The sequence below is a fragment of the Intestinibacillus sp. Marseille-P6563 genome (assembly GCF_900604335.1).
Taxonomy (GTDB): Bacteria; Bacillota; Clostridia; order Oscillospirales; family Butyricicoccaceae; genus Butyricicoccus_B.
Window position 1 is genome coordinate 432,207 of sequence record NZ_UWOD01000002.1, and the last position, 14,231, is coordinate 446,437.

The window sequence follows — 14,231 nt, forward strand, 5'->3', positions numbered from 1 at the left end:
TTCAATGTCATTCCTCATTTCGTCCACTTGAAATATAGACCAAATATCGAGTTCGATTGATAAAAGGGATTCTAGGCTAAACTTTTTTGACAACCTGAAGCGGGCCCCGGACTATGTCCGGGGCCCATTTGCTTTACCAGAACTTTTTCTTTTTCATAATCCAGAGAGTAAGCAGCACAATAACCACACTGCCCACGATCACCGCCGGATAACCATAGGCCCATCTGAGTTCGGGCATGTCGGTAAAGTTCATGCCGTACCACCCAGCGACCAAAGACAGGGGCAGAAAGACCGTGGTGACAATGGTGAGGATCTTCATGATGCGGTTCTGCCGGATGTCCAACTCGGCCTGAAAGAGTTCTCGCACCTGCAGACAGTACTCCCGGAGCAGCTGGGCTTCGTCTCGCAGACGGGTCAACCGCTTCTCCAGCATGCGGAACATCTGCTGCTCCTCCGGTGAGAAGAGACCGATCTCGTTGCTCTCCAGTTCACAGGCCACTCCGTCCAGCTGGGTGTAATACCGAAACCAGCTCATGGCCTGCTTGCGCAAAGGAGAAAGCGCGGCGTTGAAACCTTCCAGTTTCCCCGCCAGCACTCCGTCCTCTAACTGGGACAGCTGGTCCTCCAATTCCTCCAGATGATGCAGGTCCCGAACCAACAGCTGCTCCAGAAACTCACAGAAGAACCGCCCCGGACTATTCTCCTGCCACCGCTTTTCCTTTCCCAGACGCTTGAGGGCAGCGTGAGCGGTTCTGGTGTCATCACACAACACCACGCGGTCTTGGGTGAGCAGATAGCCAAAAGCCACCCAGTCCCCCTCCCGTCCCCGGTGTGGAACCACCACCGTACCGCTGAGACAGTCTCGACGCACATCCGCCTTGCACACCCGCGCATCCCGGGCGCTAGGGGTATGATGGAGCACCCCCTCCAATCCCGGTAGCTGGGGATTCCGATCCAGTTCCTTGGAGGAAAGCAGATAGACCGCCGCCGTCCCCTGCGCCGGCGTCCCTTCCAGCAACGTCAAGTTCTGACCCAGACTATAAATATACATACCGGCTGCCTCCGTTTTTCCGTGTTTTTCCTATTGTACCACAAAGTCGGACGGGAGACAAAAGGTTTTCTCCTGGCTGTTCAGGCATGTTTGCTGCAAATATAACGCCATAGGGCCGCCTAAACGGTGACATAGGTGTTATTAGGGGAGTCATACAAGTGCTCCTCCCCTTTCGATCGTAAAAACCAAGAAATCCAAAGAAACTGTCACACGACTACACCACCTAACCGGTATATGTTGGCATCGTTGCAACGGTGTACAAAGGGAACATTATAAAAATTAACAATGGACTGCCAATCTTACGCAGAGATACCGCCCAAACGAGACTACGGGCGGTATTTTTGTAGCTTGGCAAGAAAGGAGGAACTACCCCACCGGGGCCTGATGAAAAGTCAGGCCCCTTTTTTCATGCTCAAAATCAGGAGGTAAACGTGTATGCCAGATGATAAAACAACAAAAGCCCCGGAGACGGTAGCGCCGGACACCGGGCCGGGCAAGCCCCCGGAACAGGCTCCCGTCAAGGAACCTGTGAAAACCGAACCGCCCACGCCGGAACAGAAGCCCCCGGAGCAGGCCGCAGACAAAGCCGCACCGCCGAAGGATAAGGAGGCTCCCACTTCCGAGAAGGCAGGCGCAGAGAAAAGCCCGAATGTTTCCGTCTACAACTTTTCGGAAATCATGGCCGAGAAGAAAGCGGCGGAAAAAGAAAAAACGCCGGAGAAGGCAGCCCCCGCACCTGATAAGGGAAAGGAACCCAAAAAGCCGGAGAAGGCTGTGAAGAAGGAGCCTGACAAAACAGCGGAGCCACCGAAGCGCAGGGGCCGCCCTCCGAAAGAGACGCAGGCGAAAACTCCGGCGGACAAGAAAAAGACCGCCCCGGCAAAAGAACCTGCCGCTCCGAAGAAAACTTCCATCTGGAAGGAGGCTTTGGACAAGGCCACCGGGAACAAGGAAAAGGCCCCGAAGGCTCCTGCCCCGAAAAAGGCGGCGGACAAGGGTTCTGCCGCTGTGAAGCCTCCGGCCCCGGAACAGCCGAAGCCGCAGGAGCCGCCCAAAGAAGCGCCCCGCCGTGGAGAGGAACAGATCGTCTATATCAAGCTGGACGAGCTCCATGCCTTCAAGAACCACCCGTTCCAGGTGCGGGACGATGATGAAATGCGGGCAATGGTGTCCAGCGTCAAGGATAAGGGCGTCACCCAGCCCGCTATTGTCCGGCCCCGGGAGGACGGCGGCTATGAGATTGTCTCCGGCCACCGCCGCCAGAAGGCCAGCGAGCTTGCCGGATTTGCGGATATGCCCTGTATCGTCCGCAACCTGACGGACGACGAGGCCATCACGCAGATGGTTGAGGACAACTTAAATCAGCGTGAAGAAATCCTTCCCAGTGAGCGGGCAAAGGCGCTGAAAATGCAGCTTGAAGCCATCAAGCACCAGGGCTCCCGCACTTCGGGTCAGATTGACCCGAAGGACGCGGGCAAACGCTCCAACGAGATCGTGGCCGAGCGGAACAAGATGGCGGTCAAACAGGTACAGCGGTATATCCGGCTCAATGAGCTTGTACCTGACCTGATGGCCCTCATGGACGCAAAGAAGCTGGGCTTCACGACTGCCGTGGAGCTCTCCTATATCAGCAAGAAGAACCAGAACTATATCGCTGTTGCCATCGACAGCCAGCAGTCCTCCCCGTCCCAGGCGCAGGCAAAGCGCATGAGGGAGCTGGACGAGAAGAAGCTCTTGAATGGGGACGTGATCGACGGCATTATGATGGAGGACAAGAAGGAGGTAGACAAAGTGATTTTGACGGGCGCTGAACTGAGCAAATATTTCGGGAAGGAAACCACCCCGAGGGAAATGAAAGACCAGATCATCAAGCTGCTGGACGACTGGAAGGACCAGCAGAAGGAATACGAAAAGCCGGAGAAGAAAACCGAGAAGGAGAAATAAGCGGGACTTCGGGCCATGCTGGCCCGAGGACACAAGACCTGTGGGGCTCTGCCCCACGCCCCGAAGCTCTGGAGATATAAATGATTCCCCGTCGCCAGTTATTCCGTAGCATAGCCGGGAAAATCAGTCAAGGGCAAAGCCGCCGCAGGCGGTGCTGAAGTGCTCCCCAAAAGTTGGACAAAAGTTATGCGGCAAAGCCATTTTGAATTCTGTATTGGACAGGACTTAACCCATTCAATTTTTCTTTGATTCGGTTATGGTTATAGTATTCAAGATAAGCGATCAGTTCCTGGCAGAACTCGTCTAATGATTGGAACGTCCGCAGGTATAGCAGTTCCGATTTTAACAGTCCGAAGAAGTTTTCCATAACCGCATTGTCCAGACAGTTTCCCTTTCTGGACATACTTTGCCGAATGCCTTTTTCTAACAGTCTTTTTTGATACCTGACGTTCTGATATTGCCAGCCCTGATCCGAATGAAGGATCAGCCCGCTGCTGTCCGGGAGCCGGGAGAATGCTTTATCCAGCATCTCATCCACCTGGCGGTAATTAGCCCGTTCACTGATGGCATAGCTGATGATCTCACCATTATACAGGTCAAGCACAGGAGAAAGATAAAGTTTGTTTCCAAACAGGGAAAACTCAGTCACATCAGTTACCCATTTCTGATTCGGCCTTTCCGCATGGAAATCTCTAGCCAGTAGATTTGGTGCAATCTTGCCGACTTCTCCACGGTAAGAACGATACTTTTTCATTCGTACCATACATTTTAGGCCTGACTCCTTCATCAGCTTTTGTACCGTCTTGTGGTTCAGACAAAAGCCTCTGTTGCGTAATTCCATACCAATCCGCCGATACCCGTACCGGCCTTGATTCTCCTGATAAATTGCTATGATTTCCGCCCTTTCTTTTGCGTATTTATCCACAGCATTGGCTTTCCGGGAATGATAGTAGTATGTACTTCGGGGAATGCCGGCCAGTTTAAGTAATGCTGCCAGAGGATAATCACGCCTTAATTCTGTAACAGCAGCCACAACATCGCTTATTCGGGTTCTTCCCGCTTCTGAATTAAGGCGTTTAATTTTTTTAGGTAATCATTCTCCATTCTCAACCGGTAATTTTCTTCTGACAGCCGCTTGTTTTCCTGTTGCAGCTCCGACTGTTCCTGCTTCTTTTGTCGTTTTTCGCTACCTTTTGTCGCCTGCTTTTTCATAAGTCCCCGTGCACCTTCCTTTTGGAATTTCTTCTCCCACCGGCACACTGTTACAACATCAAGGCAAAAGTGCATAGCTGTCTGTGTACAGGATAAGTGATGTTCCTGCTTGTATTGTAACACTTTTAGGCGAAACTCGCCATCAAAGCCTTTTTGTCGGCCAACCAGATTTCTGCTTAGAAGTCCTTTTGCACCATGCAGCTTATACAAGTTTACCCATTTTTCAATCGGCGTACAGGATACGCAAAATTTCTCGGATGCCTCTTTGCGTGTATGCCCTTCCAGTACATACTGAACAACTGCTAATTTTAATTCCTCACTGAACAATTCTTTTCCCATAGATTTCTGCACCCCTTTCGTTGACTTTCTTGTCCAACTTTTGGGGTGCAGTTCATGCCGGAGGCACCCTTGACGGATTTCTCCCGGTTATGCTTTATCACAGTCAAGCGACGGGGATATAAATTCTCCAGAGCCGTCCCCCTTCCCCCGGGAAGGGGCGGAGGGGTTGGGCGTACCTTGCTTTACCTTATTTTATAAGAGAAATGGAGGGAACCAGAAATGAAGCGACCTTTAGCATATATTACCGCCGCATGGTGCGGTATTCCCGAGGTGGACACCGACCTTGCCGTGGAGTTCTGCCGGGCAGCCTATGAAGCGGGCCTTGCCCCCATCTGCCCGAAGTTATACCTTCCGCTGATCCTCAATGACAACGTGCCGGAGGAACACAAGGACGGTATCGACATGGGCCGGGATATGCTCAAACGCTCCCGTATGCTTCTTGTCTGCGGCGGGACTGTGGACGAGGACGTGAAAAACGACATTGCGGTTGCCGCCCGGTATGGGATTGCGGCGACTACTCTGGAAGGCATTATGAACGTGAAGGGGCAGGGCTCCCCGGACAGTGCCGGATATTAAGCTGGGGAGCCTCTTTGACGGGATAGGGGTCTTTCCGCTTGCGGCCTCCCGGTGCGGTATCCGTCCGGCGTGGGCCAGCGAGATCGAGAAGGCCCCTATTTCCATTACCAAAAGGCACTTCCCGGAAATGGAACATTTGGGGGACATTATGACCACACGCCCCGAGGACAAGAAACGGGAGCCGGGAAAGGGGGCGTAAACCATCAGTAAGAAACCGAAACAGAAACCGCCAGAGAAAACTTCGGGCCAGACTGACCCGAAGATACGGGAAGGCCCGGAAACCTCCGGCCCCTCCCGGCGGCTCCGCTTTGAGGACGAGGACGCCCCGGAGGGAAATGGGGCTGCTTCGGGCCAACATGGCCCGAAGCCAAAGGGCGGGAAATTCCGGCAGGACGACGACCAGCCCCGGCCTTCTGACCGTATGCGGCAGGAGGACGCACCGGGCGGCGGGGAACCTTCTGGCCGGGAACCGGAGGGCTCCGGAAAGGACAGCCGGACAGACCATACTGACCGAACCGGGCGGGAAAAACCCGGTAGTGAAAAGAAAGATAAGGTTCATAAGGCACAGGAAAAGGCAGACCGGGCCCGGGAAAAGCTGCATACCGCCCGGGAAAAGCTGGATAAAGCGCAGGCCAAACAGGCGGCAAAGAAGCCTCCCGGCCTTGCAAGAAAAGCCGTCCGGGGAGCCCGGGCCGAGGCATGGTTTTACGTCCACAACAAAATCCATCAGGTGGAACAGGAAAATGTGGGCGTGGAGGGAGCCCATAAATCGGAGTTAGTGGCCGAGGGCGCGGCCCGCAGGCTGACCCGCTACGCAAAGCGACGCTACCGGGAACACCCGGCCCGCCGGGTGGCAAAGTGGGAACGCAAAGAAATGAGTGCCAGGGCCAATCTGGATTTTCAGAAGATGGCCGCCGAGCACCCGGAGCTTGCCAGTACTCCCCTTTCCCGGATACAGCAGAAATGGAAACTGAAACGGAAGTATGCCAAAGAAGCCAAAGCAGCGGCAAAGCAGAGCGCAAAGGCCGCAAAGAAGGCGGCAGCCTCCACGGGCAGCGCGGCGAAGCGGGCCGGACAGTTCGCGGCCCGTCACCCGGCAGGCGTCCTCCTTCTCCTGCTGTTGTTTCTGGTGTTCGCCGTGGTGGCTTCGGCAACCTCTCTGTTTACCACGGTTGGCGGCGGCCTCAGCAACGCCGTGTCCGGCACGTCCTACGCCTCCGAGGACGACGACCTGTTAGGGGCGGACGAGGGCTATTCCGCTATGGAACGGGAGCTTTCCCAGACCGTGGCGAATATTGAACGGGACCACCCGGGCTATGACGAATACCGCTACTCTGTGGACGAGATCGGCCACAACCCCTATGAGCTGGCCTCCTACCTGTCGGCAAAGTACCACGTTTACACCCGGGAACAGGTGCAGACGGAACTGCGGGAGATTTTTGAGGCCCAGTACGAGCTGACCTTGACCGAGGAAGTGGAGATCCGCTACCGCACCGAAACCAGCACCGACCCGGAGACCGGGGAAACCACCAGCGAGGAAGTCCCCTACGAGTATTACATCCTGAACGTGACGCTCAAAAACCACACCCTTCCGGCGGTCATTTTCCCGAGGATGGACGAACAGCAGAAAGAGATTTACACCATCATGCAGGAGCTCAAAGGCAACAAGCCCTACCTGTGGGAAGGGATTTACACGGGAGGCGGCGACCCGGGCCCCACTTATGAGATACCCGGAGAGGCCCTGTCCGACCCGTCCTTTGCGGCGCTAATGGCCGAGGCCACGAAGTATATCGGCTATCCCTATGTGTGGGGCGGCTCCAGCCCGTCCACTTCCTTTGACTGCTCCGGCTTCGTCTGCTGGGTCTATACCGCAAGCGGCGTCCATAACCTGCCCCGTACCACGGCGCAGGGCATTTACAACCAGTGCGCCATTATTCCGTCCTCCGAGGCAAAGCCGGGGGACATTATCTTTTTCACGGGAACCTATGACAGCGGAGTGCCTGTCTCCCACGTCGGCATTTATGTGGGCGACAACAAAATGCTGCACTGCGGCGATCCCATCCAGTACGCCGATATTACAAGCTCCTATTGGACGCAGCACTTTTACGCTTTCGGCAGGTTATCGTGAATTTTTAAGAAGGGAGTCCATACATGAACAAGATTGACAAGATCGAGAAAGAGCTGGAAAAGGCCCGGGAGAAGGCCGCCGAGTGGCAGGCCAAAATCCGGGACTTAGAGAAGCAGAAACAGGAGGAGGAAAACAGCCAGATCGTGCAGGCGGTGCGCTCCCTGAAACTGACGCCCGCCGAGCTGATGGCCTTCCTCAATAACCCCAGAAACGCTTTTTCCGCTTCGGGTCAGGATGGCCCGAAGTCCGAGGATACCGGGAAGGAGGAAAACGACCATGAAGAAAACTAAATCCATGAGGCTGGCGGTTCTGGCTGCCGGCCTTTTGTGCTGCTCCATTTTCACGGTTCCGGCCTACGCCCAGAGCAGCGAGCCGCAGGAAGAAACGCCTCCGGCGCAGGAGGCTCCGGCGGAAACCGAAACCCAGCCGGAAACGCAGAACCCATTCAGCACTAACGGTACCGGGACTGTGGTAGACAATGCTACCGACGAGGAAGGCAAGGAGTTTTATACCATCACCACGCCGGACGAGAACATCTTTTATCTGGTGATCGACAAACAGAAAACCACGGACAACGTGTATTTCCTCAATGCCGTGACCGAGGCGGACCTGCTCCCGTTGGCAGAAAAGAGCGAGGAAGAAACGGCGGAGCCTGCTCCCGAGCCGGAACCGGAGCCCGAGCCCACGGAGGCCCCGGCGGAAACCGCAGAGCCCGAACCGGAACCCGAGGCAGAAGCCCCGGACAGCAATCTCCTTGCCATCCTCCTTGTGGGGGCTGTGGTGCTGATCGGTGGCGGTGCCGGGTATTACTTCAAGATTTACAAGCCGAAACATCAGGCCCCGGATTTGGAGGACGACTACTGCGAGTATGAGGAAGAAGCCCCGGAGGAAGTTGTGGAGGATTACGAGGAAACCGTTGACGAAGATACTCCGCCCTGGGACGAGGACGGAAAGGAGGACGAGCATTGAATTTCACAAGCAGCCCCTTTGAACGGATGATGAAGGAGGTGCCCTGGCCGGGGCGCGGCAGCGACGACCCCTGTGCCGGGTGCCGCTACCATAAGGAGTGCAAAGGGAAAAAGAACCAGTGCCGCAAGAAGTTCCGGGCGCTGGTGGTAAAGCCCCGCACTTCGGGCCAGCGTGGCCCGAAGTCATAAATGGCCGCCCGGGAGCTGACCCGTGACGAGAAGAAGAAAATCCGCCGTCTGGTCACGGGAATGTGCGCCAACTATGACGGGGAAAGCGGCCTGTGCCTTCCGCTGGACTGCTCCTGCTATATGCTCCACAAGTGCTGGACGGGGGCCTACTGCCGGTATTTCAGAAATGCCGTCCTGCCCTTAGACCCAGCGCTGGAAATCGCCTTGACGGACGAAGGCATGGCCCCGGAGCTGCGCGCCTGCGCGGTCTGCGGGAAAGCCTTCCTCCCCGAAGGGCGGCAAGCCTACTGCTCCGAAGCCTGCAAGGCCGAGGAGAACCGCCGGAAAAGCCGGGAGCGCATGAGGAAAATGCGGGAGAAAAGGCCGGGCGGCTGTTACGATTTGCCTTCCGGGAAGGCTTGATATTCCGGGCTTTTTAAGGGGCGCAGCCGGGGCGGGAATAATAGAATACTCCCGGCCCCGGCCTGCTCCCTTATTTCGTAACATAAGGGAACTTCGGGCCATGATGGCCCGAGGCCGGAAAGGAGGTTTGAGGCATTGGAGAACATACAAGGCTATGAGATCGAGAAATCCGTCCTGTTTGAGAACAGCCGAGGCTTTGCCCTGGGGCATAACCCGGCGGCTCCCCAGCCCTATGTAACGTGGCAGTTCACGGAGAATGTGGGCGGTGTCCGAGACTACTACTGGGGCCACTACCATACGGACAAGGAATGGGCGGAGCGGGACTTTTCCCACCGGATCGACGATTATCAATACCTGTTCAAAGTGGAGGAAAAGGAGTCGGGACAGGAGCCGGGCGGGTACTACCGCTATTATTCCACCCAGCGCCCCTTTGACATAGGGGCCACCCCAGACACAAAGGACAATCCGCTGGTGGAAGTCGTCAACTATGAGGACGACAGGCGGCGGCCCGTTGCCGGAGGAAAGATACAGGCATGGGGCGAAGCCATTTATAAAAAGCCCCTGACCGGAAAACAGATCAGGGACTATGAGCTGACGCCTGCCCCGGATAACCCGGACAGGAAACGATCTATCACCGCCCGGCTCAAAGAGGGCGCGGTAAAGGGACAGGAGCCGCCGAAGGAGCCCGGGCAGAAACGGAACCACAAGACCCATGAGGACAGATAGGAGGACTGCCATGCACGAAAAAGACAATTACCTGAAAACCGCCGAGCTCTCCACGGAGCAGAACCAGAATATGATCGACGGGGTGCCGAACAACACGCCCCTTCCCCCGGAGCCGCCGGAGCTGGACAAGAAGCCGCTGGATAAGGTCAAGGAGCCGAAGGAGCGCCGGAAGGGCCGGGAACTGGAACGGTAATGCCGGGCCGCAAGCGGAATGTCCATCTTCATGTGATGGTTACGGAGGACGAGCTGGCCGCCATCCATGCGCGGATGGCCGAGGCCGGTATCTCCAACACTGGGGCCTATGTGCGGAAGATGGCGCTCAACGGCTACATTCTCCATGTAGACCTTGCCCCGGTCAAGGAGTTGGTGTCCTTGCAGCGCCGCTGTTCCAACAATCTTAATCAGGTGGCGGTTCACGCCAACACCTACGGGGTGTACCCGGAGGAAATAGACGGCCTGCGGCGGGACTATGAAAAGCTGTGGGGGCAGGTGTCGGAGGTCCTGCGGGAGCTCTCCGCACTGGTGGCAAAGTAAGACGAGGGCGGCAGGTTCCGAAGTTGGAGCCTGCCGCTTTGTTTTTTCTATGGTAGTAAGTAGTCCTGTGTTATTCCTTTTAAGGCAAGCCTTTGGAGCATATCTGGTTTATATTCTTTGGGAATGATTAACTTTACTAAGGAATGTCCATTTTTTAAATCATCTGGAACGACAGCAGAATGGGGAGAAAATTTATTATTTCCTGCCCGGGAAAACCAACGGTCTGTTGATGTTAGTGTTTTGGAAAACTTAACTCCACAGACATAAAAACATCCTTCTTGTCTTTGTAAACGGATATTTTTTTCATAACTATCTTTATCCGGTAAGACCATAAAACCATGATCGAGAAAAGATATGATTGCCCCGTTTAGTTCCTCTATTGTTGAAAACCGTTCTTTAAAATCTGGGTGGTATTTTAGAACTTCATACGAAAAATCTTGCACTGAAATTTCATCCTTTGTTTGTATGCGTGTCAATTCACTTAGTATTGCAGCGGTGTACCATTCGGATTTGTGCGGAGCATAATCATAAATATATAAAGCACCATTTTTATCATCATTGCCAGAACAGGCAAAATAAATTGCTACATCAGGATTGCTTGTGAAGTCTATAAAACGTGTGCTTTGATAATGATGCTGAATATAAGCAATCGTTCCAAAAAGAGACATAGTTTCTTTTGGGGAAAAGGTGGAAATTAAATCGGCCTCTTCAATGTTAGATCGCAAAAGGCTTGGAGAAATATCCCATTCACAATCACTTTGTCCCCTATAAAAACCATTTAAACAGGGACTTTCTTTGCTCAAGCCCGGACGAGGTAAATTATAATATTTTTTATATTCCTGGATTATTTGATATATTTCATCCAGTGAAGATATGGTTATTTCTTGATACATATCAATACATTGATAACCCATCTTTTCACGCTCCTTTGCAATTTTATTATTAAGTCTAATTCAGAATGAGAAGTTCGTCAACCAGCTTCGGGCCAACATTGCCCGAAGCCCAGGGACAGATTTCACTAATCATTCGCAACATTTATGTCCCCGGGCAGGCATGGTAAAATATAGGTAGAAAGATAAGAAGGAGGTTTCCATTATGAAGATGATATTGAAAGTAATCGCCGCTCCCTTTGCCCTTGTCCTTGCCCTGCTGACTGCCCTATGCTGGTTCCTCTTTGACCTCTGCGCCTTCTTCCTGACGATTGCCTCAGTCATTGTTGCGATCCTCGGGATCGGCCTCTTTTTCACGCCAACACCGCTGGGCGGGTTTGTGTTCCTGTTCCTCGCTTTCCTGCTTTCTCCGTATGGCTTGCAGGCGGTGGCTGGCTCGCTGATCGGAGTGCTGGACGACGGCAAATCTGCTTTGTACCGGTTCCTTGTGAGCTGATATAACCTCGGGCCATGTTGGCCCGAAGTACAGGCGGCGGCTCAGGAGGGCCGCCGTTTTCTTTAGAAGGGAGGGAAACGATATGGCAACAACCACGCTCCTGCCTCGCCATGCAGGCGAAGGCGAAACCATAGCGGCGGCCATCCGTGACTGCCTGGACTATGGAAAGAACCCGAAGAAAACCGAAGGCAAATATATCTCTGCCTATGAGTGCGACCCGGCCACGGTGGCGGAAGAATTTTTGCTTGCCAAAGCCAGTTATAAGGCCGCAACAGGGCGGGAACAGAAAAAAGAAACGGACGTGCTCTGTTACCAGATACGCATGGCCTTCTATCCCGGGGAGATCACGCCGAAGGAGGCAAACCGTATCGGCTATGAACTGGCTATGCGCTGGACGAAGGGCCGCCACGCTTTCCTTGTGACGACCCACACGGACAAGAAGCATATCCACTGTCACATCTATTACAATTCCACCTCCCTTGACTGTTCCCGGAAGTTCCGAAACTTCTGGGGCTCCAGCTTTGCCCTCCGGCGGCTCTCTGACAGGCTGTGTCTGGAAAACGGCCTCTCCATCGTGGAGCACCCGAAGCCCCGGAGCAAAAGCAAGTACAAGCACTATGGCGAGTGGCAGAAGGAACGAAACCGGCCACCAAACTTTCAAGAACGACTTTGCATTGCCATAGACAATGCGCTTGCGAAACGCCCCGCCAGTCTGGAAGAATTTCTCGACCTGATGAAGCAGGCTGGATATGAGGTGAAGGAAGTTCGGGGCGGCGGTCTTAGCTTTCGCCTGACCGACGGAGGGCAGGAACGCTTTACCCGGCTGCGTGCTTCTACGCTGGGAGAAGGCTACGACCGGAAGGATATACTGGCGGCTATTGAGGGCGGAGCCGGACGGCGTAGGCCGGAAAGAAAAATCAGCCTCGCCGTGGATATACAGGCGAAGCTGGCAGAAGGAAAAGGCCCGGGCTATGAGCGGTGGGCGAAAGTGTTCAATCTCAAACAAATGGCCGCCGCCCTTGCCTACTTGCAGGACAACGGCCTGACAGAATACAGTCAGTTGGAAAAAAAGGCGGAAGAAGCCTCTGACCGTTTCCATTCCCTTTCCGACCAGATCAAGCAGACGGAAACGGCGCTGAAAGCCAACATGGAATTGAAAGCGGCTACGGTGCAGTATGCAAAGACCCGCCCTGTCTTTGACAAGTACAAGGCGTCAAAGTACAGCCGGAAATTCCTTGCGGAGCATGAGGCGGATATAGAGCTCTACCGGGCGGCGCAGGCTGATATGAGGCGGCTTCTCGGAGGGGCAAAGCTCCCGAAGATGGAGGCACAGAAAGAAGAAGGGCGAAAGCTGGTCGCAAAGAAAAAGCGGCTCTATGGGGAATACCAGAAAGCCCGCCGGGATATGCAGGAGATCTTGACGATCAAGGCGAACATTGACTGTCTGCTGGGCTGCTCAGAGCAGGCAAAGAAGAAAGAAATGGAGCGTTGAGAATATGAGAAATAAGGAGCAAAGCGACGCGATCACTTCGGGCCAACATGGCCCGAAGCTGCCGGGTTTGGGGCGGGCCCCAACAAGCGGCGTTTGAGGTCTGTGGCCACAAAGGCATTGCTTGCCGTTTTGTGCAATCCCCGAAAATGGCGCGAAAAAACGGAGGCCCTTATTCTGGAACCTCCGTTTCTCTGGCTTTCTTGAGCCCTTCGGCTGTGGCCTCCATGACAACAAGCTCTTTCTCATTCATCGAGCTTAAAAGCACATCAATATGCTTTCTGCAACTGTTCTCTCCACGCTGACCTTCTACATAGAAAAACTGATCTACGGAAATGTCGAACAGAGTGACGAGTTTGAAAAACAGGTTGAAGCTGGGGTGCTGGCCTTTGTTCTCAATGTTCATAATGGTGCGGTCAGTCTTGCCAACCAGCTCCGCCACATAGGCTTGTGTCCAGCCCTTTTCCTCTCTGGCCTGTTTCAGAGCCAGCCCGAGCCCATGAAAGTCAAACCTTCTTTCATCTTGGTTCATTCTCATATCACCCTATATCATTGTACATTTCGGGTCGGATTATGAGAATGTAGTGAAATTTGATATAAAGTATTATTTTATTTCACTATAAGGTGAAACTGTGTTAAGATGTATCGTAACAAAGAAGTATGATAAAATAATAATAGGAGGATCATATGAATTATAAGATACGAGAGATAAGAAGCCACGAGTATTTGCTGCTAAGCCAATTTCTATACGAAGCTATTTTTATTCCAGAAGGCTCAACTCCACCACCTAAAACCATTATTTCCTTGCCAGAATTACAAGTATATATAAAGGACTTTGGAAAAAAACATGGAGACCAAGGAATGGTGGTAGAGATTGATAATAAAATTGTTGGAGCGGCTTGGGTCAGAATTATGAATGATTACGGACATATTGATAACAAAACGCCGTCCTTAGCAATGTCACTATATAAAGAATACAGAGGATATGGAATAGGAACGGCCTTGTTGGAAGGTTTGCTTACCAAATTAAGGCATAGCAAATACGCTAAGGTATCGTTGTCTGTTCAAAAAGCTAATTATGCTGTTAAAATGTACCAAAAAGTTGGGTTTAAAATTGTTAGTGAAAACAATGAGGAATATATCATGGTTGCGGATATTTCTTAAAAAGCATTGCAAAAGTTCAACTGATAGATTAAACTGTTAATAAGATTTGCAGAAAGGTGGCTCTTTGATTTATGGGCGATATTGGTGCATAGCATGGGCTATTGCAAAATATAAAATTTAATA

17 protein-coding genes are annotated in these 14,231 nt (G+C 53.1%); 13 read left to right on the forward strand and 4 right to left on the reverse strand.

Translation table 11 applies throughout. From position 1 onward, the window contains the following. Positions 1-133: 133 nt before the first annotated feature. Entirely contained in the window at positions 134-1,051 is a 918-nt protein-coding gene (locus EFB11_RS10265) for a magnesium transporter CorA family protein (protein ID WP_122790142.1), read from the reverse strand. 435 nt (positions 1,052-1,486) lie between these two features. Here EFB11_RS10265 and EFB11_RS10270 point away from each other — a divergent pair, with 435 nt between their 5' ends. After that, the gene (locus tag EFB11_RS10270) at positions 1,487-2,995 is read left to right on the forward strand and encodes a ParB/RepB/Spo0J family partition protein (RefSeq protein WP_122790143.1); all 1,509 of its coding nucleotides are present in this window, start codon (positions 1,487-1,489) and stop codon (positions 2,993-2,995) included. Between the two features lie 184 nt (positions 2,996-3,179). Here the strand turns inward: EFB11_RS10270 and EFB11_RS10275 are convergent. Next, positions 3,180-4,546, reverse strand: a protein-coding gene (locus EFB11_RS10275) for an IS3 family transposase (protein WP_122789290.1) whose coding sequence is annotated in 2 segments (ribosomal slippage) — positions 3,180-4,045 and positions 4,045-4,546 — 1,368 coding nt in all. Because the reading frame shifts where the segments join, the coding sequence is not laid out codon by codon here. A gap of 219 nt (positions 4,547-4,765) precedes the next feature. On the opposite strand from EFB11_RS10275, the gene EFB11_RS10280 reads away from it, so the two are divergent. The 9 genes from EFB11_RS10280 (at position 4,766) to EFB11_RS10325 (ending at position 10,069) form a co-directional block, all read left to right on the forward strand. Further along, positions 4,766-5,122, forward strand: coding sequence for a DUF7768 domain-containing protein (locus tag EFB11_RS10280; RefSeq protein ID WP_122790144.1), 357 nt, complete (start codon positions 4,766-4,768; stop codon positions 5,120-5,122). 421 nt (positions 5,123-5,543) lie between these two features. Further along, positions 5,544-7,250, forward strand: coding sequence for a C40 family peptidase (locus EFB11_RS10290; RefSeq protein ID WP_122790145.1), 1,707 nt, complete (start codon positions 5,544-5,546; stop codon positions 7,248-7,250). A gap of 23 nt (positions 7,251-7,273) precedes the next feature. Next, on the forward strand, positions 7,274-7,540 hold the full coding sequence (locus EFB11_RS10295; protein ID WP_122790146.1) for a DUF4315 family protein: 267 nt from the start codon (positions 7,274-7,276) through the stop codon (positions 7,538-7,540). Then, entirely contained in the window at positions 7,527-8,219 is a 693-nt protein-coding gene (locus EFB11_RS10300) for a DUF4366 domain-containing protein (protein WP_122790147.1), read from the forward strand. Before EFB11_RS10295 ends, EFB11_RS10300 begins: the two co-directional genes overlap by 14 nt. Further along, on the forward strand, positions 8,216-8,407 hold the full coding sequence (locus tag EFB11_RS10305; RefSeq protein WP_122790148.1) for a hypothetical protein: 192 nt from the start codon (positions 8,216-8,218) through the stop codon (positions 8,405-8,407). The genes EFB11_RS10300 and EFB11_RS10305 overlap by 4 nt, the downstream gene beginning before the upstream one ends. Further along, positions 8,408-8,809, forward strand: coding sequence for a cysteine-rich VLP protein (locus tag EFB11_RS10310; RefSeq protein WP_122790149.1), 402 nt, complete (start codon positions 8,408-8,410; stop codon positions 8,807-8,809). A 135-nt stretch (positions 8,810-8,944) separates the two neighbouring features. After that, the gene (locus EFB11_RS10315) at positions 8,945-9,535 is read left to right on the forward strand and encodes a hypothetical protein (RefSeq protein WP_122790150.1); all 591 of its coding nucleotides are present in this window, start codon (positions 8,945-8,947) and stop codon (positions 9,533-9,535) included. 10 nt (positions 9,536-9,545) lie between these two features. Further along, entirely contained in the window at positions 9,546-9,728 is a 183-nt protein-coding gene (locus EFB11_RS10320) for a DUF4316 domain-containing protein (protein WP_087283711.1), read from the forward strand. Continuing rightward, positions 9,728-10,069, forward strand: coding sequence for a plasmid mobilization protein (locus EFB11_RS10325; RefSeq protein WP_087283714.1), 342 nt, complete (start codon positions 9,728-9,730; stop codon positions 10,067-10,069). Before EFB11_RS10320 ends, EFB11_RS10325 begins: the two co-directional genes overlap by 1 nt. A gap of 47 nt (positions 10,070-10,116) precedes the next feature. Here EFB11_RS10325 and EFB11_RS10330 read toward each other — a convergent pair whose 3' ends face one another. Continuing rightward, a complete protein-coding gene (locus EFB11_RS10330; protein WP_122790151.1) occupies positions 10,117-10,983 on the reverse strand; it encodes an FRG domain-containing protein in 867 nt (288 codons plus the stop codon). 181 nt (positions 10,984-11,164) lie between these two features. On the opposite strand from EFB11_RS10330, the gene EFB11_RS10335 reads away from it, so the two are divergent. Together EFB11_RS10335 and EFB11_RS10340 are read left to right on the forward strand one after the other, a co-directional pair. Further along, a complete protein-coding gene (locus EFB11_RS10335; RefSeq protein ID WP_122790152.1) occupies positions 11,165-11,455 on the forward strand; it encodes a CD1845 family protein in 291 nt (96 codons plus the stop codon). Positions 11,456-11,537: 82 nt separating this feature from the next. Beyond that, positions 11,538-12,947 carry a relaxase/mobilization nuclease domain-containing protein gene (locus tag EFB11_RS10340; protein ID WP_122790153.1) on the forward strand — a complete coding sequence of 470 codons (1,410 nt, stop codon included), beginning with the start codon at positions 11,538-11,540 and terminating at the stop codon, positions 12,945-12,947. A 169-nt stretch (positions 12,948-13,116) separates the two neighbouring features. On the opposite strand, the gene EFB11_RS10345 is transcribed toward EFB11_RS10340, so the two are convergent. Beyond that, the gene (locus tag EFB11_RS10345) at positions 13,117-13,482 is read right to left on the reverse strand and encodes a helix-turn-helix domain-containing protein (protein WP_204245863.1); all 366 of its coding nucleotides are present in this window, start codon (positions 13,480-13,482) and stop codon (positions 13,117-13,119) included. 149 nt (positions 13,483-13,631) lie between these two features. Between EFB11_RS10345 and EFB11_RS10350 the strand changes: the two genes are divergently transcribed. Then, positions 13,632-14,108, forward strand: coding sequence for a GNAT family N-acetyltransferase (locus tag EFB11_RS10350; RefSeq protein WP_087303122.1), 477 nt, complete (start codon positions 13,632-13,634; stop codon positions 14,106-14,108). The last annotated feature ends 123 nt before the right edge of the window (positions 14,109-14,231 follow it).

Bases quoted from the DNA above. Each gene is read 5' to 3' on its own strand.
- EFB11_RS10320 (WP_087283711.1), top strand. From the start codon at position 9,546: ATGCACGAAAAAGACAATTACCTGAAAACCGCCGAGCTCTCCACGGAG.
- EFB11_RS10330 (WP_122790151.1), bottom strand. From the start codon at position 10,983: ATGGGTTATCAATGTATTGATATGTATCAAGAAATAACCATATCTTCA.
- EFB11_RS10290 (WP_122790145.1), top strand. From the start codon at position 5,544: ATGCGGCAGGAGGACGCACCGGGCGGCGGGGAACCTTCTGGCCGGGAA.
- EFB11_RS10265 (WP_122790142.1), bottom strand. From the start codon at position 1,051: ATGTATATTTATAGTCTGGGTCAGAACTTGACGTTGCTGGAAGGGACG.
- EFB11_RS10295 (WP_122790146.1), top strand. From the start codon at position 7,274: ATGAACAAGATTGACAAGATCGAGAAAGAGCTGGAAAAGGCCCGGGAG.
- EFB11_RS10350 (WP_087303122.1), top strand. From the start codon at position 13,632: ATGAATTATAAGATACGAGAGATAAGAAGCCACGAGTATTTGCTGCTA.
- EFB11_RS10270 (WP_122790143.1), top strand. From the start codon at position 1,487: ATGCCAGATGATAAAACAACAAAAGCCCCGGAGACGGTAGCGCCGGAC.
- EFB11_RS10325 (WP_087283714.1), top strand. From the start codon at position 9,728: ATGCCGGGCCGCAAGCGGAATGTCCATCTTCATGTGATGGTTACGGAG.
- EFB11_RS10280 (WP_122790144.1), top strand. From the start codon at position 4,766: ATGAAGCGACCTTTAGCATATATTACCGCCGCATGGTGCGGTATTCCC.
- EFB11_RS10300 (WP_122790147.1), top strand. From the start codon at position 7,527: ATGAAGAAAACTAAATCCATGAGGCTGGCGGTTCTGGCTGCCGGCCTT.
- EFB11_RS10345 (WP_204245863.1), bottom strand. From the start codon at position 13,482: ATGAGAATGAACCAAGATGAAAGAAGGTTTGACTTTCATGGGCTCGGG.
- EFB11_RS10310 (WP_122790149.1), top strand. From the start codon at position 8,408: ATGGCCGCCCGGGAGCTGACCCGTGACGAGAAGAAGAAAATCCGCCGT.
- EFB11_RS10340 (WP_122790153.1), top strand. From the start codon at position 11,538: ATGGCAACAACCACGCTCCTGCCTCGCCATGCAGGCGAAGGCGAAACC.
- EFB11_RS10335 (WP_122790152.1), top strand. From the start codon at position 11,165: ATGAAGATGATATTGAAAGTAATCGCCGCTCCCTTTGCCCTTGTCCTT.